Here is a 25,804-nt window from a genome sequence, read left to right as displayed (position 1 = left end):
TTTTTCTTGACCGGAAAGGAAATTTCATTTATCTTTAATGTAACTTGAAGAAAGAGGTGAGGCATTATGGCTATTTTATTTTTGAATACGCAATTCCAGTCTATAGTGTCTCCTCCTGTGTATCGCTGACGATACGCTTCTTCCATTATGCCTGGAGACCACGGACTGCGAATTGCGCGCATCCGTGGTTTTTTATTTTGCATAAATAGGAGGAAACAACATTGACTATGATAGAACAGTACGGCTGGAATACCAGCTGGCAGGAAAAAATAAACGCACCGGGAATACCAGGACGCGTCACGTTAGAGCATAAAAATCTATACCGCGTCGTCACGGAAAATGGAGAATGGCTTTGCTCCCTGTCCGGCAAATACAGGCACCAGCACAACCACACCGATTTTCCATGCGTCGGTGACTGGGTTATGGCCGAACAAATGCCGGGTGAAGAAAAAGGCATCATCCATCAAGTGCTGCCCCGCACTTCCCAGTTTTCCAGAAAAACGGCAGGTGAAACTTCCAATATCCAATTGATCGCCGTCAATGTGGATTATGTCTTTTTGGCGATGTCATTGAATCATGATTTCAACGTCCGGCGCCTGGAGCGTTATTTATTAGCTGCCTGGGATTCGGGATCGAATCCTGTAATCGTGTTGACCAAGAAAGACCAATGCCCGGACATTGAACCTTACTTGCGGGAAGTCGAGAGCGTGGCATTCGGTGTTCCTGTGTATGCAGTGTCGGCAGTTACCGGCGAAGGCATTGAAGAGCTGCAGCACCAGCTGGCCGGTTCCAAAACCGGTGCTTTGCTTGGTTCTTCCGGAGTCGGTAAATCATCATTGATCAATGCCCTGTCCGGCAGCGAACGGATGACGGTGCAGGATATCCGTGAAGATGACAGCAAGGGCCGGCATACAACTACCCACCGGGAAATGATTTTACTGCCAGCAGGCGGATTGATGATTGACACTCCCGGCATGCGTGAATTTCAGTTAGGCGATTATTCAGAAGGCGTCGAAGCAGGATTCAGTGATGTGGAAGAGTTGGCACTCGCCTGCCGGTTCCGCGACTGTGGCCATCATGACGAACCCGGATGCCGCGTTCAGGAAGCCCTCCAAAGCGGCGAGCTGGATGCCGGACGTTACCAGAGCTACCTGAAGCTGAAGCGCGAGCTCGCCCATATGGAACGAAAAAGTGATGCGGCTGCGCAAAAAGCAGAGCGCAATAAATGGAAGCAATTGACCAAAGACTACCGGAAACGTCCGGTTAAAAAACGGTAAAAAAGAGTGCGACGGAAAATTCCGTTGCACTCTTTTTATCTTCTTTCCGGCTCTGTCAGCCCATGTTTGACAGCATATAGCGCCGCTTGCGTCCGGTCCTGAACAACCAGCTTGATGAAGATATTGGAAATATGGGTTTTTACCGTTTTTTCGGTGACAAACAGTGCAGCCGCAATTTCCCGGTTGCTTTTGCCCTTCGTCAATTCAGCCAGCACTTCCTGCTCTCGCGGCGTCAACTGATTGATCGTATGCGGCGCAGGTTCGGCCGGAGCTTTCATAAGCTCGGACGAAGCTTTCGGGTGAAGCGTGTTTTCACCGCGCATCAAACTGCGCAGCGATGCCACTAATTCATCGGGTTCGATATCTTTCAATTGGTAGCCAGCAGCTCCCGCTTCAATTGCCGGAACTACATGGTCCTGATCTGAAAAACTGGTCAGCATCAGCACAATCATATCCGGAAATTTCTCCTTGATCAATCGGGTGGCCTGGATGCCGTCCATGATCGGCATCATCAAATCCATCAACACAATATCCGGCTGAAGCACAGCAGCCATTTCCACGGCTTCTTTGCCATTTACTGCTTCGCCCACCACTTCAATATCTTTTTGTGTTTTTAAAAAGAATAGCAAGCCTCGCCGCACCACATGATGGTCATCGGCTATCAATACTTTCACCATGATTTCCACTCCCTATTAATACGGAATCCGCACCAGAATTTCCGTTCCCTTGCCAATTTCACTCGACCAATCAGCTGTGCCGCCTTCTGTTTCAGCGCGGTCGCGTATACTTTGGATGCCGATGGATGGCAGATTGACACCGTGGTCAAAAACAAATCCCCGGCCTTCATCCCTAAGCACCAACAAAACATCTGTTGCGGTGATTGACAAATACAGTTCGACTTTGCTGACCCCTGCGTGTTTCCGGACATTGTTCAACGACTCTTGTGCAATCCGAAACAAGGTCTCTTCAATGCGCGACGGCAGCTGGATAACACCGGTCATTTTTGTTTCCACTGTCAATCCGAGCATTTCACCATAGCCTTTAATAGCATCAAGCAGTCCGCTTTCCAAACCTTTGGGACGCAGCTGCCAAATTAACGCCCGCATTTCATTCAACGCTTCCTGTGTCAGGTGCTGGATATCACGAAACGTTTCCTGCACGGATGGGTCTTCGGACATTTCCACCCCTCCACGGGCAGTCAAGGTTACCGAAAACAGCAATTGATTGACCGAATCATGCAGATCGCGGGCTAACCGGTTGCGCTCCTTCACAAGAGCCAACTCCTGTTCCTGTTTGGTCAAGCCAATCCGCTTGATTGCAGAACCAATTTGAAAAGCGACCGACTCCAAAAGAGCCAACTCGTCTGCAGAAAAACCGACAGTATCCGGTGCAGCAATATTCAACAGACCGAACTTCTCCTTGCCTGACTGCAGCGGAACCGTAGCATGATGTGTAATGCTTCCGGGTTCACGTGATTTTGCCGGCATGGCGTTTTCAATTCGTTGGCAAGCAATAATGTTGGATGCTTTTTCCAGATCGCCATCATGATAGCGTTTGACGCACCAGCAGCCGCCTTTTTGCAGATGCCGGCAATTATTGCCTTCCAAAGATTCCGGCAAATTAGCCTGTGCCACCAATTGATGCTTGCCCTTTTCATCAATAAAAAAAATCCAGGCTGTTTCAAAAGTAGAACCGCTCAATAACTTTCGGATGGCGCCTTCCAACATGCGCACCATGTCCGTTTCCTCATTAAGCAGTTCGGCTATTTCTTTCAATAACGTGATATTGGAAGGTTCTCCGACCGCCATAAATGCTCACCTCATTCGTACTGATTTAACCATACACGTTTTCAAAAAAATCCTCCCTCGTACTTTTGTACGAGAAAAGCGGAAGCGCCCGCTTAGCTCTGACAGGCATAAGACAGTCCGGTGAAGCGGTGCTCTTTGCCGCATAGCCGGGATGGCTTATGACCCGAAGAGCTGGCTGCTGGAGTCTGGACAATCGAGAAAAGTGAAGTGCCTGTTCAGCTCTGACAGGTGTAAGACGATCTGGCGAAGCGGCGTGTTTTCAGCCGCATAGCCAGAGTGGCTTACATCCCGAAGAGCTAGGCACTGCAACTAGACACTGAGAAAAGCGGAAGTGCCCGTATCAGAAATAAAAAGCCCCCTTTTCAGGGAGCTGGTTAAATTAACGGCTATTGACTTCTTCCAAAAATGATTCTTTCAGAAGTTCCAGCTTTTCGTCGCTTTCCTGCTGAGTTGCAGCCGTGATGCCGAAGTAATACTTCACTTTCGGTTCTGTGCCGCTTGGGCGAACACACACCCATGAGCCGTCCTCCAGGAAGTATTTAATAACATTCGATTGCGGCAACTCAATTTTTTCATTAGTGCCCAAATCGACAAAACTACGATTCTGAGTTTCGTAGTCTTCAATCGATACAACAGGGATGCCGGCAAGCGCCTGAACCGGCTCTTTCCGCAAGTCTTCCAGCAGCGCAGTGATTTCACGTGCCCCCTCGATGCCTTTTTTAGTGACGGATACCAGTGATTCCCGGTACCAGCCAAAACGGTTATAGAGTTCAACCAAAATATCATGCAGAGTTTTGCCTTGTTTCTTATAGAAGGATGCCGCTTCGACCAGCAATAAAGTCGCCTGCACCGCATCTTTGTCCCGTGCAAAGTCTTTGATCAAATAGCCGTAACTTTCTTCGTATCCGAATAAAAACTCAAATTGCGGATCGGCATCATTATGCCGTAATTTTTCCCCGATAAATTTGAAACCTGTTAAGACATCTTCGCAGCCAATTCCATAAGATTCAGCCACTACACGCCCGAATTCCGATGTAACGATGGTTTTAAAGATGCGCCCGTTTGCAGGCAATGTGTCTTTTATTTGTTTCTGGCTTAACAAGTACTCAATGAGTATAGCTCCGGTCTGATTGCCGCTCAGCAACTCGTACTGCCGTCCGCTCCACACTGCAATGCCGACGCGGTCTCCGTCCGGATCGATGGCAATCAGCAAGTCGGCTTCAGATTTTCTGCCATATTCCTCAGCTAACTCAAATGCCTCAGCTTCTTCCGGATTTGGAGAGCTGACCGTCGGAAATTCACCATTTGGCTCCATCTGTTCGGCCACATACGTTATCTGATCATAGCCTGCATGATCCAACAGCCGTTTGACTGTTGCACCGGAAGCTCCATGAAGTGGTGTAAAGACTGCAGAAATCGGTCTTGCGTCATGCTCCTGAACGGTCAATACGTTAGCCAGATAAGCTTCATCCAATTTTTCATCGATCCGCACTAGCAGCGACTCGTCAAACCCTTCGTTGACAATGGCCAGCTCGTCTTCAACGCGGCTGACATAATCGATAACGCGATCGGCATCTTCTAGGTTCAACTGGGCGCCGTCTTCCGCGTAGACTTTATAGCCGTTGTATTCCGGCGGATTATGGCTGGCTGTGATGACGATGCCCATAAACGCATTCAAGTAGCGAACACTGAAGGAAAGCTGCGGAGTCGTCCGAGTTCCACTGTACAGATACGTATGGATGCCATTTGCAGCAAAAGTCCGGGCTGCTTCTTCCGCAAATTCCGGGGACATGCGGCGGCTATCATAAGCGATGACAATTCCGCGTGCCATCGCCTGCTCGCCGTTGTGTTTTATGTAATCCGCAATGCCCTGTGAAGCTTTTCGCACGGTATAAACGTTCATCCGGTTTGTGCCGGGTCCGATTTCACCGCGCATTCCGCCGGTACCGAAAACCAGATCCTGATAAAAGGCGTCTTCCGCCAATTTCTCATCTTCTTTCAGCACATTCAGCGATTGCCGTGTTTCATCATCTAATCCTTCGTGATCCAGCCAGCGTTTGATGCGTTCTTTCCATGACATATACATTCCCCCATCTATAGTGATATAAATTTAACTATTGATCCTCACCTGTAGCTATTCTACAAAAGAATCACACATTCCTGCGGAAGTTATGCCGGATGCGCCCTATAAAGATAAATTCTTTTGGTTAATCTCCATTTTACCAAATATTCCAAAGAAAAACCGCTCCCATTTAAGGAAGCGGCTGTGATTAATCTTTTTTGTATTCTACCCGGTAGACATCGTGGCGACGGTCTTTTAATTGCTTGACCGTCCCGTTTTGGCGCTGGCGGCGCAGGATTTCCAAATCGACATCCCCAATCAGCACCATTTCAAGGTTTGGATTGGTTTCTCCGACAATTCCATCACGTGCAAACTCAAAATCGGATGGAGCGAAAATGCCCGATTGAGCATATTGGATGTCCATATTTTCGGTTTGCGGCAAGTTGCCGACCGTTCCGGAAATGACGGTATAAATTTGGTTTTCCACTGCACGTGCCTGTGCACAATAACGGACACGCAGATAGCCTTGGCGATCTTCCGTACAGAATGGCGTGAAAATAATATTGGCCCCCATATCTGTTGCGATGCGGGCGAGTTCAGGAAACTCGATGTCGTAGCAGATCTGGATGGCGATTTTTCCGCAATCCGTATCAAAGACACGGACGGAATCTCCGGCAGAAATTCCCCACCATTTGCGTTCGTTTGGTGTGATGTGGATTTTGTACTGCTTGTCGATAGATCCGTCACGACGGAACAGATACGCAATGTTGTAGATTTCATCGTCTTCTTCTTTGACGAAATGCGATCCTCCGATGATATTGACGTTGTAGCGGACTGCAAGGTCGGTAAACAACTCAATATACTGAGGCGTGTATTCAGTCAGTTTGCGCACGGCCTGGCTTGGCGATGGCTCGTTGAGGAATGACATCAGCTGCGATGTAAAGATTTCAGGGAATACCACGAAATCTGAATGGGCATCTGAAGCGACATCTACAAAGTATTCAACTTGGCTTGCCAAGTCGTCGAATGATTTGATGGCGCGCATCAAATACTGCACGACACAAATCCGGACCGGCAAACTTGTTTTGAAATGGCGTTTGGATATCGGCTTGTAATCGACATTGTTCCATTCCATCAATGTTGCATATTTGCCGGATGCCAAATCGTCCTGCAGGTAGTTCGGGTTGATGCGCATCAACTGGAAGCCGTTCATCAACTGGAATGTTAATACAGGATCATATACTTTATGGCGCGATACCGAATCAACGTATTCCCGGGGCGACATTTCATCCGCGTGTTTGTGGTAATTCGGGATGCGTCCTCCGATAATGATGGATTTCAAGTTTAGTTCGCGTGCGAGTTCCTTACGGGCTTCGTACAAACGCTGCCCAACTTTCATACGGCGGTATTCCGGATGCACCATCACTTCAATGCCGTACATATTATAGCCGTCCGGATTATGGTTGGTAATATATCCGGCGTCTGTTACATCGTCCCAGGTATGGCGATCATCATATTCATCAAAGTTAATCAGCAAACTCGAACATGAGCCAATAACTGTGCCGTCCAATTCGGCGATCATCTGGCCTTGAGGGAAAACACCCAAATGGCTTCTTAATTGTTCTTCTTTCCATGGATCCATTCCAGGAAAGCATAAACGCTGCATTTCCAAGATGGCATTTATATCTGCATAATTCATTTCGCGAATGATCATGCTTTTTTCAAAATGGGATAAATCAAATTGCTCTGCCACAGTACAGCTCTCCTTCACAAAAGTTTCAAACTTTATTATATAGCATAGTTGCTCAGGTTGATATTATTTTACTTGTATCACGATAACAATTATAATTCTATGGAAGTATTTTTTGAAAAGAGGGAACACCAAATGACGAAACGCCAGGAAAATGTTTTGCTTTCCATGTGGGTGGTGGCACTCATTGCCACGTCGGGTTCGCTTTATTTTTCTGAAATTCGCGGTTACGCCCCCTGCGATCTTTGCTGGATTCAACGCATTTTCATGTATCCGCTTGTCATCGTCATCGGCGTGGCCTATGTCCAGAAAAATGTGCGGATCGCAACAACCACACTGATTTTCTCCATTGTAGGCGGAGGAATTTCCCTGTACCATTACGGTTTGCAGAAACTCGATTTTTTGGCAGATTCCGCACCATCCTGCGGGCAGGTTCCATGTACCGGAGAATACATTAATCTTCTCGGCTTTATTACCATTCCGTTTTTGGCATTGACCGCATTTATCGGGATTGCCGGAATGAGTTTGTATTTACTGAAGTCCCTTAAGGAGGAAAAGCAAAAATGAAAAAACTTTTAATCATCGCGGGAATTGTCGTTGTCATTTTCGCCGGAATCATCTTTTTGACAAGCCAGGCGAACGATGAAAAAATGGCGGATAACCCGTACGATACAGAAGATCTCGAACAGGCAACGATCGATCAATTGGACGATGAAAATTACCAAAACATTGTTGTTCCTTCTGAACTGGAAGAACAGATTGCCAGCGGCGAGCCGACCACGGTGTATTTTTTCAGCCCGACTTGCGAATACTGCCAGCAGACCACCCCTGTTTTGATGCCGGTGGCTGAAGATATGGATGTAGACGTTTTGCAGTATAATCTGTTAGAGTATGAACAGGGCTGGCAGCAATACTCCATCGAAGCAACACCAACACTGGTCCATTACGAAAATGGCGAAGAAGTTTCACGTTGGGTCGGCGCTCAGCCAGAAGAGAATATTGAACAATTTTTCACTGATGTAGTTAAAAAATAACTGACAAAAGGATCATGTGCCTGTCGCATGATCCTTTTTTATGGAGGAAACCACATGACTTGGAGTTACGAAATCAAAGACGACGGCATGACCGTCGAAGAATTGCTGAGAACCGAATGGGGACTTGGCAAGAAAGTGGTCCATCAAATGCGTATGGCCAAAAGCGTCAAAAATGAAAAATTCCAGGAAGTGGTCTGGAAAGAGCCATTGCCGGCAGGAACTGTCTTGCAGTTCGACTTGCCGCCTGCTGACTCGCCGTATGAGCCGAAACACGATGTCGAGCTGCCGGTCCTTTTTGAAGACGACCACTTTATCGTTGCCCGCAAACCGAAAGGCATGGCGACGCATCCAAACGAAGTCGGCCAAACCGATACCTTCATCAACGCCATCCTTGGCCACATCATCCGCAATGGCGGATCGTACGGCGAGCACGTCCACCGCCTCGATCAAGGAACATCCGGCCTGTTAATGGTCGCAAAACATCCTGTTGCAAAAAACGTATTGGACCGCATGCTGGAACAAAAACAGTTGGTCCGGGATTACGAAGCTGTTGTCAAAGGCAAAGTCCACAATAAATCCGGCACCATTGATTTCCCGATCGGCCGCGACCGCCATCACCCGACTCGCCGCATGGTTTCCCAAACGGGCCAAAGTGCAGTGACGCATTACCGCGTGTTGAAACAGATGGAAGGAAAATCCTTGCTTCACCTGACGCTTGAAACAGGACGTACGCATCAAATCCGTACCCATCTTGCCCATATCGGCCATCCGATTGTCGGAGATACGTTATACGAAGGACCGTCCACTCAGGACGGTGCCTACCATCTTCACGCGTTCCGCATGTCGTTTATCCACCCATTCACCAATCAAAAAGTGGTCGTGGAAGATTCGGCAAGATAATAAAAAAGCAAGTTCCTTTTCGGGGAACTTGCTTTTTCTTATGCTTTAATATCATCCGGATGTGTGCCGCTGCGCCAGTCTTGGTTCAGTCCATCAATAAGTTCTATTTCTTCTTCCGTCAATGAAAAATCGAATACCTCCGCATTTTCTTTAATGCGCGAAGGTGTTACGGATTTCGGAATGACGGTCAGGTCGCTTTGCAGGTGCCAACGGATGATCACTTGCGCAATTGTCTTGCCATAAGTGTTGGCGATTTCCAAAAGCACCGGATCTTCCAATAGCCGGCCTCGCGCCAATGGAGACCAGGACGTTACCGCAATGTCCTGATTGGCACAAAAGCTGCGAAGTGGAACCTGCGTCAGTTGAGGGTGCAATTCAATTTGATTGACCATCGGTTTGGTATTGGCCGTTGCCAAAAGTTTCTCCAAATGATGCTGTTGGTGGTTGGACACGCCGATTGACCGAACCAGCTTTTCATCATAAAGGCGCTGGATGGCGCGGTAAGTATCCACGTACTTGCCTTCAATCGCCCAATGCGTCAAATAAAGATCCAAATAATCAAAGCCAAGGCGCTTCAAGGAAGCTTCGAATGCACGAAGCGTTTCATCATATCCCTGGTCAGTGTTCCAGACTTTAGATGTGATGAACAGCTCTTCCCGCTTAACGCCGGAATTCCGCACCGCTTCACCCACTTCCGCCTCATTGTCGTAAATCGTGGCTGTGTCAATTGCTCCATAGCCTGCATTAATCGCCGTGATCATCGCTTCTACGGCCGCTTCCTTATCGGTCATTTTGTATACACCTAAACCGAAGCGCGGCATTTCTACACCATTATGTAATGTTTTTGTTGAGTCAATTGCTAATTTCATTATTCATCATCCTCTCTATTTTATTGTACAAATAATATTAGATAAATTCGACTTTAAGGATTTTTTGTAAGACCCTTGCTTTCTGTTAATAAAACGAATAATATATGTTTTGTTGTTTAAAATTGTTCGTGTTTTAGGAGGAGCCCTTTATGTTTCATTTAAAAGAAAATAATACTACTATAAAGACTGAAATTACTGCGGGAATGACGACTTTCCTGACCATGGCGTATATTGTGATAGTCAATCCTGTTATTTTAGGCGCTGCGGGCGTTCCGTTTGACCAAGTGTTTTTGGCGACCATCATTGCGGCTGCCATTGGTACTCTATGGATGGCGTTGGCCGCCAATTACCCGATCGCCATTGCGCCGGGCATGGGCTTGAATGCCTATTTTACGTCCATGGTGCTGGGTTCAGACGGTGCTATCGACTATGTCACCGCATTTGCAGCAGTGTTTGTGGCCGGGCTTATTTTTGTATTGCTGTCGTTGACTTCAATGCGAAAAGTGCTGATCGAGGCAATTCCTGAAAACCTGAAGCATGCCATCACAGCTGGGATCGGCCTGTTTATTGCTTTTATCGGCATGCGGCTGAGCGGCTTGATTGTCGCCAATGAAGCCAACCTGGTTGGCTTGGGAGATTTGACTTCCCCGCCGGTTGCATTGACGCTGCTCGGTTTACTGATTACCGTCATTTTTATGTCCTTAAACATTCATGGCGGCATTTTTTACGGAATGATCGTCACTGGAATCGTCGCCTTTTTCACTGGCCAATTAAAATTTGAAGGCGGCTTGATGCAGTGGCCCTCATTGCCAGAAGGCATCCTCATCTGGAACCCGATCGAAGCGCTTCAATTAGTAATTGAATTCGGCCTGTATGGAGTCGTCTTTTCGTTCCTATTGGTGACCTTGTTTGATACGACCGGCACAATGATCGGTGTAGCCAAGCAGGCGGGCTTGATGAAAGGCAATAAAATGCCGAGAATGCGCCAGGCATTGCTCGCTGACTCTGTCGCGGCTACAGCAGGCGCCATGGTCGGGACAAGCCCGACATCGGCTTATGTTGAATCATCAGCGGGCGTTGCTGCGGGTGGACGCACCGGGCTGACCAGTTTGACGGTCGCCATCCTGTTTATCATCGCCGCTTTTTTCGGACCATTAGTCGGCGCCCTTTCAAATGTGGCCGCGATAACAGCACCGGCATTGATCATCGTCGGAAGTTTAATGATTGGCGCAGTAAAACACATTGAGTGGGAAAAATTCGACGAAGCTTTCCCTGCATTTCTCATTGTGCTGGCGATGCCGCTAACTTCAAGCATCGCAACCGGTATTGCTTTCGGGTTTATTTCATATCCGTTGATGAAAGTGTTTAAAGGGAAAGGCAAATCGGTTCATCCGATCCTCTATATATTTGCTGTGCTGTTTGTCATTCAATTGCTCATTGCCCCACATTAATTGCTGCATTAAAAAAACCGCCTTTTGGCGGTTTTTTGTTTAGATGCGAGCTCTGTTGCCTGTCATTGCTGCTGTAATGAGCAAGACGGCTGCTGTAATCAAATGGAACACCCAGCCAATACCTGGAATCCAGGCAATCAAGCTGGTGATGATCCCAAGAATCGATCCTGATTTCGGTGAGTATTCCCGGAAACAGAAGAACAATGTAATCGCATGAAGTACAAACATGACACCTAAAGCCGAATAGCCGGTGCTGATGACAAAGCCTCCGCCTATTAATGGAATCGCTAGAAACGCTTCAGCCAGACCCGTGATCCACAGCAAAGCGACAGAAATTTTCATTTTCATTCATTATCATCCCTTCTTTAACTTTCTTATCTACAATATACGGACGAACTTCGAAAAAGTTTCATTTTCTTTCCGTCGACTAACTTTTGGACCGACAGAATTTATCCACATTTCGGTGGATGTTGCATATTTCATTTTTCCCTGTGGTAGGCTATACTAAACAAAGATGCACATTTCAAGGAGGTCATTATTATGAACTTAATCCTTATTTTGGGTATTTGTGTTTCGTTCCTGGTAGCTATTTTCACTGCTGGATACGATGACAAGCCTGGAACAAACGAAAGAGAATAGTACAAAAGGACAGCGGAATCCGCTGTCCTTTTTTCTATTCCAGGTCAGGATAATCCTGCTGGCGCAAAGCTTCATACATCAGAATGGCAGCCGTATTCGACAAATTAAGCGAACGGATATTGTCATTCATCGGAATGCGCAGGCAATGATCCGGGTTCTGTTCGAGCAATTCCTTCGGCAGCCCTTTTGTTTCTTGTCCAAAAACAAAGAAATGGTCCCGTTCTCTGTCCGAAAAATCGAACGAGGTATGCGGCTTTGCCCCAAACTTCGTAATATAGTAAAACTCCCCGTCTTGGTAGCGGTCAAAGAGCTCCTGCAGACCATCATAATAATGAATATCGACATGCTCCCAGTAATCGAGTCCGGCACGTTTCAGCATCTTATCGTCCGTGGAGAATCCGAGCGGACGGATCAGGTGCAGCTTTACTCCCGTCCCTGCGCATGAGCGCGCGATATTTCCTGTATTCGCTGGAATCAGCGGCTGGTACAACACAATATGAATAGCCAAATCTGTCACTTATCCTTTCAATCTTTCAGCAAAAAATGCCAATCCTTTTTGAATTTCTTCTTGAACTTCTCTATCTTTTTCTTCCTGCTGTGCACGTTTTAGCGCCTCTAGGCCTTCGGCTGTTCCAATCTTGCCGATTGCCCATGCCGCGGTTCCCCGAATAACCGGCCGCTCATCACTTGCCAATAAATTGATCAGCGCGGGCACTGCAGACTCTTCCTTGAAATGCGCCAGCGCCAAAATGGCATTTCGCTGAATCGGCTTTTTGCCCCGCCACGAACCGGACACATATCCGAACTTTTCCTTGAACTCCCGATTGGAAATGGTCAATAAAGGCTCAAGCAGCGGCTTGGCGATTTCCGGATCCGGTTCGAATTCTGGATGTATCCCATTTGTTTTGCGTTTGTTCTTCGGACACACGGTCTGGCACGTGTCGCAGCCATACAGCCGATTGCCAATCTTGCCGCGAAATTCATCCGGCAGAAAGCCTTTTGTCTGCGTCAAAAACGAAATGCAGCGCTGGGCGTTCAACTGTCCGCCTTCAACAATTGCATCTGTCGGACACGTATCGATGCACAACCGGCAGTCGCCGCATTGGTCTTCCATGGCCTCATCAAAACGGAACGGGATGTTGGTGATCATTTCGCCAAGATAAACGTAGGAACCGAATTCCGGCGTAATGATGTTGGTATTCTTCGCGCTCCAACCAATGCCGGCGCGTTCTGCCACTGCCCGGTCAGACAGCTCTCCTGTATCCACCATTGACCGCATACGCGCTTCCGGGTAATGCGCCGCAATGAATGCTTCCAGCAGCGTGAGCCGCTCTTTAAGGGCCGCATGGTAATCCTTGCCCCAGGACGACCGGGAAAAAATTCCTCGCCGCGCACCTTTCACACCCTGCGGTGCATCCGCCATTCGTGACGGGTAGGCGATGGCAATGGCGATGATACTAACTGCTTCATTCAGCAGAAGCTCGGGCCGCGTCCGTTTTTCTACATCTGCTTCTTCAAACCCCGACTGGTAATTCAACTGCTGCTGGCGAATCAATTGATGCTTTAAGCTATAAAAAGGTTCTGCTGAAGCAAAACCGATTTTATCAATACCGATCTCCGAGGCATACTCAACAAGCTCTTTTTGAAATTGATCAAGATTCATGTCGTAACCCCTCACTCAATTCTATGATACGATAATAAAAACCCTTACGCGAAAGGAAGATTGCAATGAAACTGACAATCGATCCTCAAATAAATGAAACGCTCAGCGATTTTAAAATTGGCATCATTCATTATAACAATATCACCGTTTCCGAGTCACCTCAAATGTTAAAAGGCCGCCTCCAGCTTTTTCAGGAGCAGCTGTATTTTGATTTGGAAGATAAAGACCTGACGGATTTCCCTGGACTGCTCGAATGGCAATTGGTCTGGAAAGCATTAGGCGCTGACCCTAGCCGTTACCGCCCATCCGCAGAAGCGCTTTACCGGCGGATCAAAAAACAAAATTACTTGTCTACGATCAATTCCGCCATCGACATGAACAGCTTCCTGTCCCTGCAATACGAAATTCCGCTCGGGCTGTACGATGCCGATAAAATTGGAGGCGATGTTGAAATTTCCGTCGCGACCAGCGCTGACCGCTACGAAGGATTGAATAACCGCGTCAATACCTTGACCGGTATTCTCGTATCCAAAGATGCGGAAGGTGCATTCGGCAGTCCTTATGTTGATTCCAAACGGACAGCTGTCACCGAACAGACAAAAAATGCATTACATATCTTTTATCTGCGCCCTTCCACGGAAAGAGATACCGCTTTGCAGCTGCTGACCGCTGCATCCAATATGTTCACTGGCATCAACGGTGGAGAGGCGGAGTTTTACGTAGTTTAACGTTAAGATATAGAATGGCTGACGCTCTATGAAAACAGAGCGTCGGCCTTTTATTTATCCAACCAGTTTTTGGTATTGTTTGAATGGAATTTCTTCACTCTCTCTTCGCAGTTAATTTCAGCTCGTTTTCATCCTATAAATTTCCTGGCATCGGCGCGTACAGGGGCTAAGCACCATCTAATAACTTGCCCGCTATAGTAAACTCCATCCTGCAGGCATATTCTTTTCTATTCCCACTGCGATGCAGTAAACTCTTCTTACATTGACGAATAAAAGAGGGATCCATACATGAAACGAGTGCACAGCGACATTGTCCAGTTTCGGGGAAGCCATTACGATTTTGGCCGGATGCAGGGAGAATTGCTGAAAGAGTCATTGATTCTCCCCAACCGCAAAAAGCAGCGCAAAGCTTCCAGCCGCCATTTGATCATAGATGAACAACGCGCACAAAACATATTGATAACTTTAGCACCACGAGTTTGGGAAGAAATAAATGGTCTGGCCGATGCCCTGGATTGGCCGATGCATGATGCCATTCGTGAGTTCGGCGGCTATTACCTGGAATACACAAGGAGCGGCTGTTCGATCTACACCGAGTCCGACTTTATGGTCCGCAACTACGACAGTTCCCCCGAAGGCTATGAAGGGCGATTTGCCTTGTATCAGCCGACAGACGGCGGGTTTGCGACCATCGGACCGACCATGCAAATCACCGGCCGCACCGACGGCATGAACGAAAAAGGCTTGGTGATGGGCTATAATTTCATCAATCGCCGAAATTCTGAAGACGGTTTTATCTGCAATATGATCGGCCGCCTGATTTTGGAAAACTGTGCCACTATTGATGATGCAGTGGCGTTGCTAGAAGAACTGCCGCATCGCCGTTCCTTCAGCTATGTGCTATTGGACCGCACTGGAAAATCGGTCGTTGTCGAAGCTTCGCCGCGTTCAGTGGTGGTTCGTGAATCAGCTGTTTCCACCAACCATTTTGAACTGCTGGTGGAGGAAAACCGCTACCAGACAGACGACTCACGCAGAAGAGAGCAAGCCATGCTTGTGCAGCAGCAAAACCAAATCGATGCGTACAGTGCATTTCGGCTTTTGAATGACTCCGATAAAGGCGTCTTTTCAAAAAAATACAGTACGGCATCCGGCACCTTGCACACCGCGTCTTATTTCCAGCACAGCCTGGAAGTCGGATTTGCCATCGGCCCGGACCGTCTGCCGCTTATGCTCGATTTCGAGAAATGGTTGCAGGGCGAGCGCTTATACGCCAAACGCATTAACGGAAAAATCGATACGCACTTGCCATTTGCCCATATGGTGGAACTGTAAAACGAAAGGCGCCAGCAATTTATATGCCGGCGCCTTTTTTTTGTTTAGGTAAAAATTGCTTGTCTACATGTGCGAAACCGATATCTGTATCGACTGCTCCATGTATTTTTTGGATATTCAAATCTTCTCCCCGCAGCCAGCGGTCGAAGTTGAAAACCGTCGGCTGCTGATTTCCGCCAAGCGCGAACCAAACGCTCTTTTCTTTCGGTAAATAAAGGGATGTGTGTATGGTCCCTGCCCAGCTTTTATACAACTGGGAGAACACGCCTTTGTCCGTATCGTTGAACAGACGGAATGCCTGCATCGCATCTTCTGTCTGGCTTTGCTGATTGCGTATGGCTTCCTCGCGGTCATACGAGTCCTTCAAGTAATTGCGGTTTTCGTGCTGCTGAATTTCAAAATGATTAGTGCATACATTGCTGACCCGAACGTCGACCGAACGGGGGCTCGCTTCAATGATGCGCGTTTCACCGCTTGGGTCGGTCACAATATAGCTGAACGATCCACGATGAGGAATCTCTTCTAGCAATGCCACAGCTTCCTCAATGGTGGCGCAAGTTTCCAGAATGATGCGCCCAATCAGGTAACAGACAAATCCATCTCCCGGGTTTTTCCGGTTTGTAAAGTTATAGCCCATGGCCAGCCCTTTTTCATTCATGCCGTCCATTCGTCCGGTAATGCGGGAAGTTGGCCCGATGGTAGCGTACCCCTGGTCGTTTGGCTGAAACAGGCTAAACCGCCCTTCGTAGGTTTGCGGATGAAAATCATAATTGCGGACCATAAAATCCGTTCCGGTAACAATCGAACAGCCGGAAGGCATCGCGTCGATCCGGTAGCCCCCGAAATCACGCAGTACGTCTTCCATTGGCAGCTCAAGGCTTTCCTGAAGACCCGTCAGTTCATCCCAGATTCCCGGCGCGAACTTGCGGTAGGCATTTTGCGTATCCTGTACATTTATTTCAAACCTCGGCCTTTTTGCCTTCCATTGCTTTGTGCGATTGTCCAGGGTGATGCTGTCTTTTAACAGTTCCCCTTGCCTAAACCCAAAATCGTAATGGCTTCCCCGAAACTCTAAAATGTCACTATGTATAGATTTCATCAAATTCTCCTTTATTCTGCAGAATTACCGATTATGTTTCAGCATACACATTTCCAGGGAGAAACTCAAAAGCTCCGTTCTGAAGATCCCGGGAGCCACAACACAAAAAATCCTGCCTTATGAACTCATAAGACAGGAACAGCCACTGCACTTCGTTGTTATCCTTCGTAGGCGCGCCGCAATACGTTCAAATCCAGCTTCTTCATTGGCATTAATGCTTCCATCACCCGCTCTACTTTTTCCGTGTCTGCATCGACAATCATGCTATTCAATTCGGTCGGCACCACTTGCCAGGAAACACCAAATTGATCCTTCAGCCAGCCGCAGACTTGCGCTTTTTCGTCCCCGCCTTCAGTCAGTTTGCCCCAGTAATAATCTATTTCGTCCTGAGACTCACAATTGACGATGAACGAAACCGCTTCGGTATATGGAAACGCCGGACTGCCGTTTAACGCCAGAAAGTCCTGTCCTTCAATCTGAAACTCGATTGTCAAAACTTTCCCTGCGTCTATGCCATGAATTTCCTTGCCCGCATGGGTGTAGTAGGCCGTGCGCCCGACTTTTGAATTTTTGAAGACCCTTGTGTAAAAATTGACCGCTCCCTCAGCATTCATATCAAACCATAAATTCGGTGTGATTTTTTGAATTTTGCTGTCCACATTCTTCTCCTTCTTTCTGTTTATAACTGCAGTGGCTATGTATCAGTTTTAAGGGTTTTTTCAGATTTTCTGTACTGACGGACAATCCATTTTTCCAGTTCCACGATGATAAATACTGAAATTCCGATTACAATCGGCCAGATCCAATACTGAGCTTCCAACGGAACTGTCCCAAGCAGGATATTCATAAATGGCACATAGGTAACAGCCAGCTGCACAGCAACTAAGATTCCCGACACCAAGAACGCAATTTTATTCGAGAAAAAATCTCGGTTTAACGCAAACTCTGTTTCGCTCCGGCAATTGAATAAATACATCAATTGCGACATCACCAATGCCTGCAGCGTCATCGTATTGATGATCGCCGGATCCACCTGCTGGTCGGCCAAAAGCATATTCATTAATAGGATTCCACCACAGATGACGAATGAAACAAAAGCGACACGGAAAATATAATAGGGTCCCAACAATTTAGCATTTGCTTTTCTTGGCGACCGCTCCATGGCACCCGATTCCAATTTTTCAAAGGCAATTGCCAGCGAGATGGTAATCGCAGAAATCATATTTATCCATAAAATCTGCACCGCGGTCAATGGCAAAGCGGTTCCGAACAAAATACTGACAAAAATTAAGGCGCCTTCCGAAACATTCGTCGGCAGAATGAATAGGATGGTCTTTTTCAGATTGTCGTAGACACGTCTGCCTTCTTTCACCGCATTGACAATCGTACTGAAATTGTCATCCACCAGCACCATTCCGGCTGCTTCCTTCGATACTTCCGTCCCTTTTATCCCCATTGCCACACCAATGTCCGCGCGTTTTAAAGCCGGTGCATCGTTGACGCCATCACCAGTCATCGCACAAACATGATTTTCAGCCTGCAGCGCTTTAACCAACTGCAGCTTATTTTGGGGGCTGGTACGCGCAAAGACATCGTAATTCAATGCTGCATGCGTCAATTGCTGGTCATCCATCCGGTCCAGCTCTCTGCCCTCAAGTACACGTTTGCCGTCACCTATGCCCATCTGAGCCCCAATTGCCACCGCTGTATCCTTGTGATCGCCAGTGATCATTTTCACGATGATCCCAGCCTTCTTGCATTGCTGAATTGCTTCGATAACTTCTTCCCTCGGCGGATCAATGATTCCCGCCAGTCCGATCAAACTGAATCCGGATTCCATGTCTTCCTGATCAATGGAGAGTTTGGAAGTGCTGACTCCTTTGACAGCAGCCCCCATCAGCCGCTCTCCTTTATTAGCATGCTGATACATCTTTTCATGCCACAACGCGCCTTCTCCAGAAGAGGATTCCAAATCGGCCATTTTCAATAAACGCTCTGGCGCCCCTTTTACATATATCCATTTGCTATTTCCATTTTCAACCAAGGCTGCCATGTATTTATAGCTTGAATCAAATGGGATCTTCGACAGAATTGGAAGTCGCTCAATATCATCCTCCGCTTTTTCTGCGAGTGTGATGAGACATCCTTCTGTCGCATCTCCGCTGATCACCCAATGGCCATCTTCATCACATCTTAAATGTGCTTCATTCACCGTTTTAACAGCCGTTAGAAATTCCAGCAAATCTGGATGATCTTCCAGAATTGCTGATTTTTTGTCGTGAAGAATCGTTCCTTTTGGTGAATAACCGGTTCCAGTTACGGAAAATTCTTTATCTTTTAGCATCACCGAAGTGACAGTCATTTCATTTTTCGTCAATGTCCCTGTTTTATCCGAACAAATTACGGTGACAGCTCCAAGAGTCTCAACAGATGGCAGATTGCGGACAATGGCATTTTTTCCCGCCATGCGCTGTACACCAAGCGCCAAAATTATTGACAATACAGCCGGCAGACCTTCGGGAATCGCTGCTACAGTCAATCCGATAATTGCCAACAGCAAATCGGCTGTTTCGTAATCATGGAACACATAACCGATGCCGAACATTACAGCTGCACTGATGACAATGATCAGGGAAATTACTTTTCCAAAAGCCGCCGTCTGCTTTAATAGCGGCGTCTGCAGCTGATCGACTTCTTCCATTGAAGAGCTGATTTTCCCGAGTTCGGTATTTGCCCCAATCGCAACAACAATACCCGTTCCTGAACCAGAGGATACCGTCGTACCCGCAAACAGCATATTCAGACGGTCACCCAATCCGGTATCATCCGGCAGCACTGCCGAATTTTTTTCGACCGCTGTTGATTCACCTGTCAGTGAAGATTCCTCTACATTCAAATTGTCCGCTTCCAGAATCCGTATATCAGCAGGAATCCTGTCACCTGCCGTAAGCACCGCAATATCTCCAGGCACCAATTCAGATGACAGCACTTCTCTCCTAACCCCACTCCGCAGGGCGGTCGCTTTCAATGACAGCATTTTTCTAATGCTGTCCAATGCCTTTTCCGCTTTGCTTTGCTGGATATAACCGATAATCGCATTGATGACAACCACCATTAAAATCACGGCCGTGTCAATATAATGTCCCAATAATAAAGTGATCACTCCAGCCGCTAACAGAACATAGATCAAGACGTCATTGAAATGCTTGAAAAACTTGATGAGCGCCGGATCTTTCTTGGGTTCTGGCAGCTCGTTCGGTCCAAATTTCTGCTGCCGTTTTATTGCTTCTTCTTCACTCAGTCCGTCTCTAGGGTCCGTATCAAGAATCTCCAGAAGATGAGCCATATCAATTCCATACCAATTTTTTTCGTGCATGATTGTCCCTCTTTTCAACTGATGGAATGATGGTGGATGCATTTGGTATCCAGATTACTATAACATCTTCTGCGCTGCCTATTAGAGAATAGTTCTCTTTTATAGAAACAACAGCAACTGAATCTAATTGAATTTTTCTAGTTTTCCATATATTTCTTATAGTTCATTCTGAATACTTATGATAGTATGAGAATATTAATTCATAGGAGGGATTTCAGTGAATCAGCTATTCGAAAAGCTTGATGAATTGTATGAAGAGATTGTAGATATTCGACGTTATCTTCATGAATACCCAGAGTTGTCTTTTGAAGAAGTGGAAACTGCTAAGTACATTGCCCTTTTCCATGAAAAGTTAGGTCATGAAGTTCGAACAAATGTTGGCGGAAACGGTGTACTTGCCTATTTGAAAGGCGGCAAACCCGGCCCCACTATCGCTTTGCGGGCAGATTTTGATGCATTGCCCATTCAAGAACAAACCGATGTCCCTTATAAATCTAAAAATGAAGGCGTTATGCATGCCTGCGGACATGATGGCCACACTGCCAGCTTGCTCGGGTTGGCAAAAGCACTGAACAGCATGCAAGCGGACATTGAAGGTACGATAGTGTTTTTGCACCAGCACGCAGAAGAATTGCCGCCAGGCGGCGCGAATGCCATGATCGAAGACGGCTGTCTCGAAGGTGTTGACGTCATTTTTGGCACGCATCTGCAAGCACAGATGCCTCTTGGGGAAATTGGGTATCGATCAGGTCCGCTTCAAGCCGCTCCTGACCGCTTCGATATCAAAATCCTGGGGAAAGGCGGACATGGCGCAAGTCCGCATGATACGAAAGACAGCATTGTAATTGGCGGACAGCTGATCAACAACCTTCAGCAGATTGTCAGCCGCCGAATCGATCCTTTAGAATCGGCTGTCGTTTCAATCTGCAGTTTTGAAGCAAAAAATCCTTACAACGTCATCGCAGACACCGCTGAAATGGTCGGAACCGTGAGGACATTCAAAGAGGATATCCGCAATTTTATCGAGGAGGAAATCAACCGTATCATTAAAGGAACTTGCCTTGTTTCAGGTGCAGATTATGAATACACCTATACTCGCGGCTACCCGACCACGGTCAATCATGAAGAAGAAACAAAGTTTGTAGCGGCTCTCGCACCTTCTGTTCCTGGTGTAGAGAACGTCAGAGAAACAGAACCGATCATGGGAGGCGAAGATTTTTCCTATTACCTCCAACATAAAAAGGGAACATTTTTCTTTACCGGCGCTAAAAGCCCCGAAGATAGTGAAGCCTATCCGCATCACCACCCTAAATTCAATATCGATGAACGAGCCCTGTTGATTGCAGCGAAAGTTTTAGGAGCAGCTGCATTAAGCTACACGAAAAAAGACCAGCCTGCTGTCAACGCAAGCTGATTACTAATGGAGAGCAGTTCTTCCACACAGAAGGAGTAGATGCTAAATGGGCGAACAAGCTCTTAAGTTATGGAAAGATTGGCGCCTGCATGTCATCGTTTTGGCGATTGTTGCATTAACTGAATCGATTGGTACATTCGCTATTCCCGTTGGACCTGGAACCATCCTTTTGCTGCCGATGCTTTATGCGGTCGTAATCGGCTTGGCTTTGTATTTCACTCCATTGGTAAACGATAAACAATCAATCAATGCCGAACCCTTGGTATTCCTCTCAGTTTCTGTATTGATCGCCAAGTTTGGTGTCCAGGCCGGACCTGCACTGCCACAGATTATTGAAGCGGGACCTGCTTTATTGCTTCAGGAATTTGGAAATCTCGGCACCATTTTCCTGGCATTGCCTTTAGCCGTATTTCTTGGGCTTAAAAGAGAAAGCATCGGCATGACACATTCCATCGGCCGAGAAGCCAACCTTGCCTTGATCACCGATAAATACGGGTTGTCTTCTCCTGAAGGGCGCGGCGTAATGGCCATGTATATTTTCGGGACCGTCTTCGGATCGATTTTCATCGGATTGATTTCAGGATTTTTGGCGACTGTAACACCTTTGCATCCGATTTCGTTTGCCATGGCGACAGGCGTCGGCAGCGGCAGTATGGCGGCCGCTTCCCTTGGTCCCCTAGTCGCTGCATTTCCTGAGATGAGTGAAACGTTAACCGCCTTTTCAGGAGTCAGCAACTTGATTTCTTCAGTGACCGGCTTATATATGAGTATTTTTGTCGGTTTGCCATTGACCGTCAAGATGTATGAAATCCTCTCAAAAAATAAAGAGAAAAAAGAAAAAGCGGCGAAAGGGGGCGTAGACTATGTTAAAAAGCCTTAAGGAATGGGTTTTGGTATTCATAATCATCGGTGCCATCATGCTGACGGGAAATTGGATAGGCTATGATGTGCTGCCTTGGAATGCGCTCCCCGGAATAGCCATCCTGATCGGCATCAGCCTTGCCGGATTGATAGTTCACCGCCTGCTTCCCTTCCAGCTGCCCAGTATCGCTTATATCGGCATTATCGGCCTAATTTTGACGATTCCCGGCATGCCGGGAGCCGAGCAGATTGTCATGTATACGACTGAGGTTAACCTATTGGCCATTGCCACCCCGATCTTAGCCTATGCGGGTGTATCCATTGGACGTTCGTGGTTCGACTTTGTGCAATTGGGTTGGAAAACCATTGTCATCGGCATGTTCGTCCTGCTAGGCACATTCCTCGGGTCAGCTGTTATTGCCGAAGTCATTCTTCGCTTTCAAGGAATCATTTAAATCCACTAAAAGGCAGACGCAAAGTTTAACTTTGCGCCTGCCTTTTAATGTCTTTTTTTATGGAAGCGTACATAATATTCATTAAAAGAACCCCGTTCCTTTCAGCAGATTCTTTCGTGAGTAAAGACTTTTTCAAAGAACTTGCTGTCAATTTATTAAGTTTGAACTAACGCAGTCTAGTTATATAAAATAATAATTGGACTGTTTTTTCATTTTATCTATTATATTTTACAAATAAAGGTTTATAATTGATGACGAAAATAACATTTTATTGATACATATATCAAATATATATCAACGAGGAATTACAATGAAGAAGTTTATCGTCGCTACCATGGTCGCATTTCTCAGTTTGTCCACCATGTCCAGTGTTGCAGCCCATCCACACCATGACGACAGAGATGATCATGAGTTCAGTGTACGGGAGGAGTTAGCCATCAGCAAAAAAGCACTGAAGAAGTACCGGGACATTGATGTTGCATTAGACGAAGGATTTGTTGGATTAGTACCTGGAGCCTGTGTGCCAAATATGGGAATTCATCTAGTCAAACCGAGCCGAGCAGATGACGCGAAACTTCGCATTAAAAAACCAGAAATCTTGGTTTATGAGCCATTGAAAGATGGCAGCTACAAGCTAGTCGCAGCTGAATGGTATGTACCAGCAGAAGAAACTGATAAAACGCCAAAATTATTCAAGGAGGAATTCCAGGGACCAATGGATAATCATGACGGCACCCCAGGCCAGCACTACGACCTGCACGCATGGTTATTTAAAAAGAATCCAGACGGAATGTTCTCACCGGAGAACAAGCGTGTAAGCTGCCAGTATGCTGAATAACAAAATAGATTTTAATGTTATGAGATAACAAATGCACCGGTGTAAAGTTCGCTTTACACCGGTTTTTTTATTGCCTTTGACTATTTTATTAAAAGCCAATTCAATGTAAATTTCCGGCATCGGCTATTCTGCTGAGCTGTCTAGTTCAGAATGCTAGCAAGTGCCTGATAAACAGAATTACAAGGCACCCTTTCCTGGCATACAGTTTTTTCTTCAGTTCCAATATATGAAGCAAAAGAAAAAGGCCCTGACATTTAAGTCAAGGCCTTTCTTTCTGGCGTATTGCGTATACCGGCGGTCGGGGTCGAACCGACACTCCGGTGAAGGAACGGGATTTTGAGTCCCGCGCGTCTGCCAATTCCGCCACGCCGGCAAGTATTGATTTAGCGGACAAGAACTATTATAGCACATCTTATTTCACTCGCCAATACTTTATTACTATAAAATTGTTTTGCAGCATTTGCAGTTATTAATTTAAAACCAAGATCTTTGGATTCCACTTTAGCCAAGAGCTGCGGATTTCTTATCTTACTCTAGAACAGGCACTCAAATTAGTTTTTATTCATTGAAAAACCCCTTCACTATGATTGCTCACAGTGAAGGGGTTTTAAAGGGCAGGCAGGCCCTTTGATGATACCGGCGGTCGGGGTCGAACCGACACTCCCGTGAAGGAACGGGATTTTGAGTCCCGCGCGTCTGCCAATTCCGCCACGCCGGCAAAACATTATGGAGGCGGCAACCGGACTCGAACCGGTGATAAGGGTGTTGCAGACCCATGCCTTACCACTTGGCTATGCCGCCAAAAATTGGAGCGGAAGACGAGGTTCGAACTCGCGACCTCCACCTTGGCAAGGTGGCGTTCTACCACTGAACTACTTCCGCATAAAGCTGGGGTACCTGGATTCGAACCAGGGCATGACGGGATCAAAACCCGTTGCCTTACCGCTTGGCTATACCCCATTAATAAGATGGGGCGGACGAGGGGAATTGAACCCCCGAGTGCCGGAATCACAATCCGGTGCGTTAACCACTTCGCCACGACCGCCACTTTACTATTTTATAATTACTAATCATGTGAATGAAAACTTGGGGCGGACGAGGGGAATTGAACCCCCGAGTGCCGGAATCACAATCCGGTGCGTTAACCACTTCGCCACGACCGCCATCATAAAATTTTAAAAAATGGCAGGGGCAGTAGGAATCGAACCCACATCGGAGGTGTTGGAGACCTCTGTTCTACCGTTAAACTATGCCCCTAAAAACTGGTGGTGGGGGGCAGATTCGAACTGCCGAACCCGAAGGAGCGGATTTACAGTCCGCCGCGTTTAGCCACTTCGCTACCCCACCTTAAAAATGGTGCCGGAGAAAGGACTTGAACCCTCAACCTACTGATTACAAGTCAGTTGCTCTACCAGTTGAGCTACTCCGGCATGGAGATAATTATTAATAAAAAATGGTGGGTCAGGACGGAATCGAACCGCCGACACTTAGAGCTTCAATCTAATGCTCTACCGACTGAGCTACTGACCCACAACTTTGAAAAAAATGGCGGTCCCGACCGGGATCGAACCGGCGATCTCCTGCGTGACAGGCAGGCATGTTAACCGCTACACCACGGGACCATTTGGTTGCGGGGGCAGGATTTGAACCTGCGACCTTTGGGTTATGAGCCCAACGAGCTACCGAACTGCTCCACCCCGCGATAATATTATTAAATTCCACAAATTACATTTGCATTTGCATTTTCTTAACTGCATTGTTTCTATGTAAGAGTAAAATGGTGGAGGATGACGGGATCGAACCGCCGACCCTCTGCTTGTAAGGCAGATGCTCTCCCAGCTGAGCTAATCCTCCATGAAATTGGTGACCCCTACGGGATTCGAACCCGTGTTACCGCCGTGAAAGGGCGGTGTCTTAACCGCTTGACCAAGGGGCCATATATATTTGGAAAATTTATCTTCTGGCGGAGAGCAAGGGATTCGAACCCTTGAGACGGTTGCCCGCCTACATGATTTCCAATCATGCTCCTTCGGCCACTCGGACAGCTCTCCAAAATTGGCTCCGAAGGTAGGACTCGAACCTACGACCATCGCATTAACAGTGCGGTGCTCTACCACTGAGCTACTTCGGAATAATTAATCAGACTGGCAACGTCCTACTCTCACAGGGGGAGACCCCCAACTACCATCGGCGCAAAAGAGCTTAACTGCCGTGTTCGGGATGGGAACGGGTGTGGCCTCTTTGC

The 25,804-nt window shown here is 47.1% G+C and carries 22 protein-coding genes, 17 tRNA genes and 1 rRNA gene; 11 read left to right on the top strand and 29 right to left on the bottom strand.

What is annotated here, in order from left to right; genetic code table 11:
• Positions 1 to 221 precede the first annotated feature (221 nt).
• Positions 222 to 1,277, top strand: coding sequence for a ribosome small subunit-dependent GTPase A (gene rsgA, locus QOZ98_RS15080; protein ID WP_308788190.1), 1,056 nt, complete (start codon positions 222 to 224; stop codon positions 1,275 to 1,277).
• A gap of 35 nt (positions 1,278 to 1,312) precedes the next feature.
• Here rsgA and QOZ98_RS15075 read toward each other — a convergent pair whose 3' ends face one another.
• From QOZ98_RS15075 to QOZ98_RS15060, 4 genes are all read right to left on the bottom strand, one after another.
• Positions 1,313 to 1,954 (bottom strand): response regulator transcription factor, encoded by a 642-nt coding sequence (locus tag QOZ98_RS15075; protein ID WP_308788189.1) that lies wholly within the window; start codon positions 1,952 to 1,954, stop codon positions 1,313 to 1,315.
• Positions 1,955 to 1,969: 15 nt separating this feature from the next.
• On the bottom strand, positions 1,970 to 3,085 hold the full coding sequence (locus QOZ98_RS15070) for a GAF domain-containing sensor histidine kinase (RefSeq protein WP_308788188.1): 1,116 nt from the start codon (positions 3,083 to 3,085) through the stop codon (positions 1,970 to 1,972).
• Between the two features lie 379 nt (positions 3,086 to 3,464).
• Positions 3,465 to 5,165, bottom strand: coding sequence for a phospho-sugar mutase (locus QOZ98_RS15065; protein ID WP_308788187.1), 1,701 nt, complete (start codon positions 5,163 to 5,165; stop codon positions 3,465 to 3,467).
• 190 nt (positions 5,166 to 5,355) lie between these two features.
• Positions 5,356 to 6,900, bottom strand: a complete 1,545-nt coding sequence (locus QOZ98_RS15060; RefSeq protein WP_142828700.1) for a carbon-nitrogen hydrolase family protein — start codon at positions 6,898 to 6,900, stop codon at positions 5,356 to 5,358.
• Between the two features lie 132 nt (positions 6,901 to 7,032).
• On the opposite strand from QOZ98_RS15060, the gene QOZ98_RS15055 reads away from it, so the two are divergent.
• From QOZ98_RS15055 to QOZ98_RS15045, 3 genes are read left to right on the top strand one after another with little or no spacing between them, the layout of a single operon-like run.
• Positions 7,033 to 7,464 carry a disulfide oxidoreductase gene (locus QOZ98_RS15055; RefSeq protein ID WP_308788186.1) on the top strand — a complete coding sequence of 144 codons (432 nt, stop codon included), beginning with the start codon at positions 7,033 to 7,035 and terminating at the stop codon, positions 7,462 to 7,464.
• Complete coding sequence (locus QOZ98_RS15050; protein WP_142828696.1) at positions 7,461 to 7,931, top strand: thioredoxin family protein; 471 nt, start codon at positions 7,461 to 7,463, stop codon at positions 7,929 to 7,931. Before QOZ98_RS15055 ends, QOZ98_RS15050 begins: the two co-directional genes overlap by 4 nt.
• Before the next feature lie 54 nt (positions 7,932 to 7,985).
• Positions 7,986 to 8,831, top strand: coding sequence for an RluA family pseudouridine synthase (locus tag QOZ98_RS15045; protein WP_308788185.1), 846 nt, complete (start codon positions 7,986 to 7,988; stop codon positions 8,829 to 8,831).
• A 38-nt stretch (positions 8,832 to 8,869) separates the two neighbouring features.
• On the opposite strand, the gene QOZ98_RS15040 is transcribed toward QOZ98_RS15045, so the two are convergent.
• Positions 8,870 to 9,700, bottom strand: coding sequence for an aldo/keto reductase (locus QOZ98_RS15040; RefSeq protein ID WP_308788184.1), 831 nt, complete (start codon positions 9,698 to 9,700; stop codon positions 8,870 to 8,872).
• A 149-nt stretch (positions 9,701 to 9,849) separates the two neighbouring features.
• On the opposite strand from QOZ98_RS15040, the gene QOZ98_RS15035 reads away from it, so the two are divergent.
• A complete protein-coding gene (locus tag QOZ98_RS15035) occupies positions 9,850 to 11,151 on the top strand; it encodes an NCS2 family permease (protein WP_308788183.1) in 1,302 nt (433 codons plus the stop codon).
• Positions 11,152 to 11,190: 39 nt separating this feature from the next.
• Here the strand turns inward: QOZ98_RS15035 and QOZ98_RS15030 are convergent, their stop codons facing one another.
• From QOZ98_RS15030 to queG, 3 genes are all read right to left on the bottom strand, one after another.
• Complete coding sequence (locus QOZ98_RS15030; protein WP_407676714.1) at positions 11,191 to 11,499, bottom strand: hypothetical protein; 309 nt, start codon at positions 11,497 to 11,499, stop codon at positions 11,191 to 11,193.
• Positions 11,500 to 11,824: 325 nt separating this feature from the next.
• Positions 11,825 to 12,298 carry a tRNA (uridine(34)/cytosine(34)/5-carboxymethylaminomethyluridine(34)-2'-O)-methyltransferase TrmL gene (trmL, locus tag QOZ98_RS15025; protein WP_308788182.1) on the bottom strand — a complete coding sequence of 158 codons (474 nt, stop codon included), beginning with the start codon at positions 12,296 to 12,298 and terminating at the stop codon, positions 11,825 to 11,827.
• 9 nt (positions 12,299 to 12,307) lie between these two features.
• Positions 12,308 to 13,453 (bottom strand): tRNA epoxyqueuosine(34) reductase QueG, encoded by a 1,146-nt coding sequence (gene queG, locus QOZ98_RS15020; protein ID WP_308788181.1) that lies wholly within the window; start codon positions 13,451 to 13,453, stop codon positions 12,308 to 12,310.
• Between the two features lie 65 nt (positions 13,454 to 13,518).
• On the opposite strand from queG, the gene QOZ98_RS15015 reads away from it, so the two are divergent.
• Together QOZ98_RS15015 and QOZ98_RS15010 are read left to right on the top strand one after the other, a co-directional pair.
• Positions 13,519 to 14,181 (top strand): B3/B4 domain-containing protein, encoded by a 663-nt coding sequence (locus QOZ98_RS15015; RefSeq protein ID WP_308788180.1) that lies wholly within the window; start codon positions 13,519 to 13,521, stop codon positions 14,179 to 14,181.
• A gap of 288 nt (positions 14,182 to 14,469) precedes the next feature.
• Positions 14,470 to 15,516, top strand: coding sequence for a C45 family peptidase (locus QOZ98_RS15010; RefSeq protein WP_308788179.1), 1,047 nt, complete (start codon positions 14,470 to 14,472; stop codon positions 15,514 to 15,516).
• A gap of 19 nt (positions 15,517 to 15,535) precedes the next feature.
• Here QOZ98_RS15010 and QOZ98_RS15005 read toward each other — a convergent pair whose 3' ends face one another.
• The 3 genes from QOZ98_RS15005 to QOZ98_RS14995 all read right to left on the bottom strand — a co-directional run bounded on the left by QOZ98_RS15005 (position 15,536) and on the right by QOZ98_RS14995 (position 19,991).
• On the bottom strand, positions 15,536 to 16,615 hold the full coding sequence (locus QOZ98_RS15005) for a C45 family peptidase (protein WP_308788178.1): 1,080 nt from the start codon (positions 16,613 to 16,615) through the stop codon (positions 15,536 to 15,538).
• Between the two features lie 158 nt (positions 16,616 to 16,773).
• Positions 16,774 to 17,274 carry a VOC family protein gene (locus tag QOZ98_RS15000; protein ID WP_308788177.1) on the bottom strand — a complete coding sequence of 167 codons (501 nt, stop codon included), beginning with the start codon at positions 17,272 to 17,274 and terminating at the stop codon, positions 16,774 to 16,776.
• 35 nt (positions 17,275 to 17,309) lie between these two features.
• Positions 17,310 to 19,991: a cation-transporting P-type ATPase gene (locus QOZ98_RS14995; protein ID WP_308788176.1), complete on the bottom strand. Its 2,682-nt coding sequence runs from the start codon at positions 19,989 to 19,991 to the stop codon at positions 17,310 to 17,312.
• A gap of 217 nt (positions 19,992 to 20,208) precedes the next feature.
• Here QOZ98_RS14995 and QOZ98_RS14990 point away from each other — a divergent pair, with 217 nt between their 5' ends.
• The 4 genes from QOZ98_RS14990 (at position 20,209) to QOZ98_RS14975 (ending at position 23,559) form a co-directional block, all read left to right on the top strand.
• On the top strand, positions 20,209 to 21,405 hold the full coding sequence (locus tag QOZ98_RS14990; protein WP_308788175.1) for a M20 family metallopeptidase: 1,197 nt from the start codon (positions 20,209 to 20,211) through the stop codon (positions 21,403 to 21,405).
• 46 nt (positions 21,406 to 21,451) lie between these two features.
• The gene (locus QOZ98_RS14985) at positions 21,452 to 22,285 is read left to right on the top strand and encodes a DUF3100 domain-containing protein (RefSeq protein ID WP_308788174.1); all 834 of its coding nucleotides are present in this window, start codon (positions 21,452 to 21,454) and stop codon (positions 22,283 to 22,285) included.
• A complete protein-coding gene (locus QOZ98_RS14980) occupies positions 22,269 to 22,721 on the top strand; it encodes a hypothetical protein (RefSeq protein ID WP_142828671.1) in 453 nt (150 codons plus the stop codon). Before QOZ98_RS14985 ends, QOZ98_RS14980 begins: the two co-directional genes overlap by 17 nt.
• 310 nt (positions 22,722 to 23,031) lie before the next feature.
• On the top strand, positions 23,032 to 23,559 hold the full coding sequence (locus QOZ98_RS14975) for a hypothetical protein (protein WP_308788173.1): 528 nt from the start codon (positions 23,032 to 23,034) through the stop codon (positions 23,557 to 23,559).
• Between the two features lie 289 nt (positions 23,560 to 23,848).
• Here QOZ98_RS14975 and QOZ98_RS14970 read toward each other — a convergent pair.
• The 18 genes from QOZ98_RS14970 to rrf all read right to left on the bottom strand — a co-directional run.
• Positions 23,849 to 23,932 (bottom strand) — tRNA-Leu (locus tag QOZ98_RS14970).
• Between the two features lie 261 nt (positions 23,933 to 24,193).
• Positions 24,194 to 24,277 (bottom strand) — tRNA-Leu (locus tag QOZ98_RS14965).
• A gap of 9 nt (positions 24,278 to 24,286) precedes the next feature.
• Positions 24,287 to 24,360, bottom strand: a tRNA-Cys gene (locus tag QOZ98_RS14960).
• Positions 24,361 to 24,366: 6 nt separating this feature from the next.
• Positions 24,367 to 24,441, bottom strand: a tRNA-Gly gene (locus QOZ98_RS14955).
• A 6-nt stretch (positions 24,442 to 24,447) separates the two neighbouring features.
• Positions 24,448 to 24,519: transfer RNA gene (locus tag QOZ98_RS14950), tRNA-Gln, on the bottom strand.
• A gap of 9 nt (positions 24,520 to 24,528) precedes the next feature.
• Positions 24,529 to 24,604: transfer RNA gene (locus tag QOZ98_RS14945), tRNA-His, on the bottom strand.
• Between the two features lie 42 nt (positions 24,605 to 24,646).
• Positions 24,647 to 24,722, bottom strand: a tRNA-His gene (locus QOZ98_RS14940).
• 20 nt (positions 24,723 to 24,742) lie between these two features.
• Positions 24,743 to 24,816, bottom strand: a tRNA-Trp gene (locus QOZ98_RS14935).
• A gap of 6 nt (positions 24,817 to 24,822) precedes the next feature.
• A tRNA-Tyr gene (locus tag QOZ98_RS14930) sits at positions 24,823 to 24,906 on the bottom strand.
• Positions 24,907 to 24,913: 7 nt separating this feature from the next.
• A tRNA-Thr gene (locus QOZ98_RS14925) sits at positions 24,914 to 24,989 on the bottom strand.
• A gap of 24 nt (positions 24,990 to 25,013) precedes the next feature.
• Positions 25,014 to 25,089 (bottom strand) — tRNA-Phe (locus tag QOZ98_RS14920).
• Positions 25,090 to 25,105: 16 nt separating this feature from the next.
• A tRNA-Asp gene (locus tag QOZ98_RS14915) sits at positions 25,106 to 25,181 on the bottom strand.
• A gap of 3 nt (positions 25,182 to 25,184) precedes the next feature.
• Positions 25,185 to 25,261 (bottom strand) — tRNA-Met (locus QOZ98_RS14910).
• Between the two features lie 76 nt (positions 25,262 to 25,337).
• Positions 25,338 to 25,413: transfer RNA gene (locus QOZ98_RS14905), tRNA-Val, on the bottom strand.
• Between the two features lie 7 nt (positions 25,414 to 25,420).
• A tRNA-Glu gene (locus QOZ98_RS14900) sits at positions 25,421 to 25,495 on the bottom strand.
• A gap of 25 nt (positions 25,496 to 25,520) precedes the next feature.
• A tRNA-Ser gene (locus tag QOZ98_RS14895) sits at positions 25,521 to 25,610 on the bottom strand.
• 5 nt (positions 25,611 to 25,615) lie between these two features.
• Positions 25,616 to 25,690: transfer RNA gene (locus tag QOZ98_RS14890), tRNA-Asn, on the bottom strand.
• Between the two features lie 11 nt (positions 25,691 to 25,701).
• Positions 25,702 to 25,804, bottom strand: a 5S ribosomal RNA gene (rrf, locus tag QOZ98_RS14885); the annotation flags it as partial.

Origin of the sequence: Planomicrobium stackebrandtii, assembly GCF_030814955.1 — a bacterium.
GTDB classification, from domain to species: Bacteria; Bacillota; Bacilli; order Bacillales_A; family Planococcaceae; genus Planococcus; species Planococcus stackebrandtii.
Note: the sequence above shows the minus strand (reverse complement) of the source record. Positions and strands in the feature narration are given on the sequence as shown.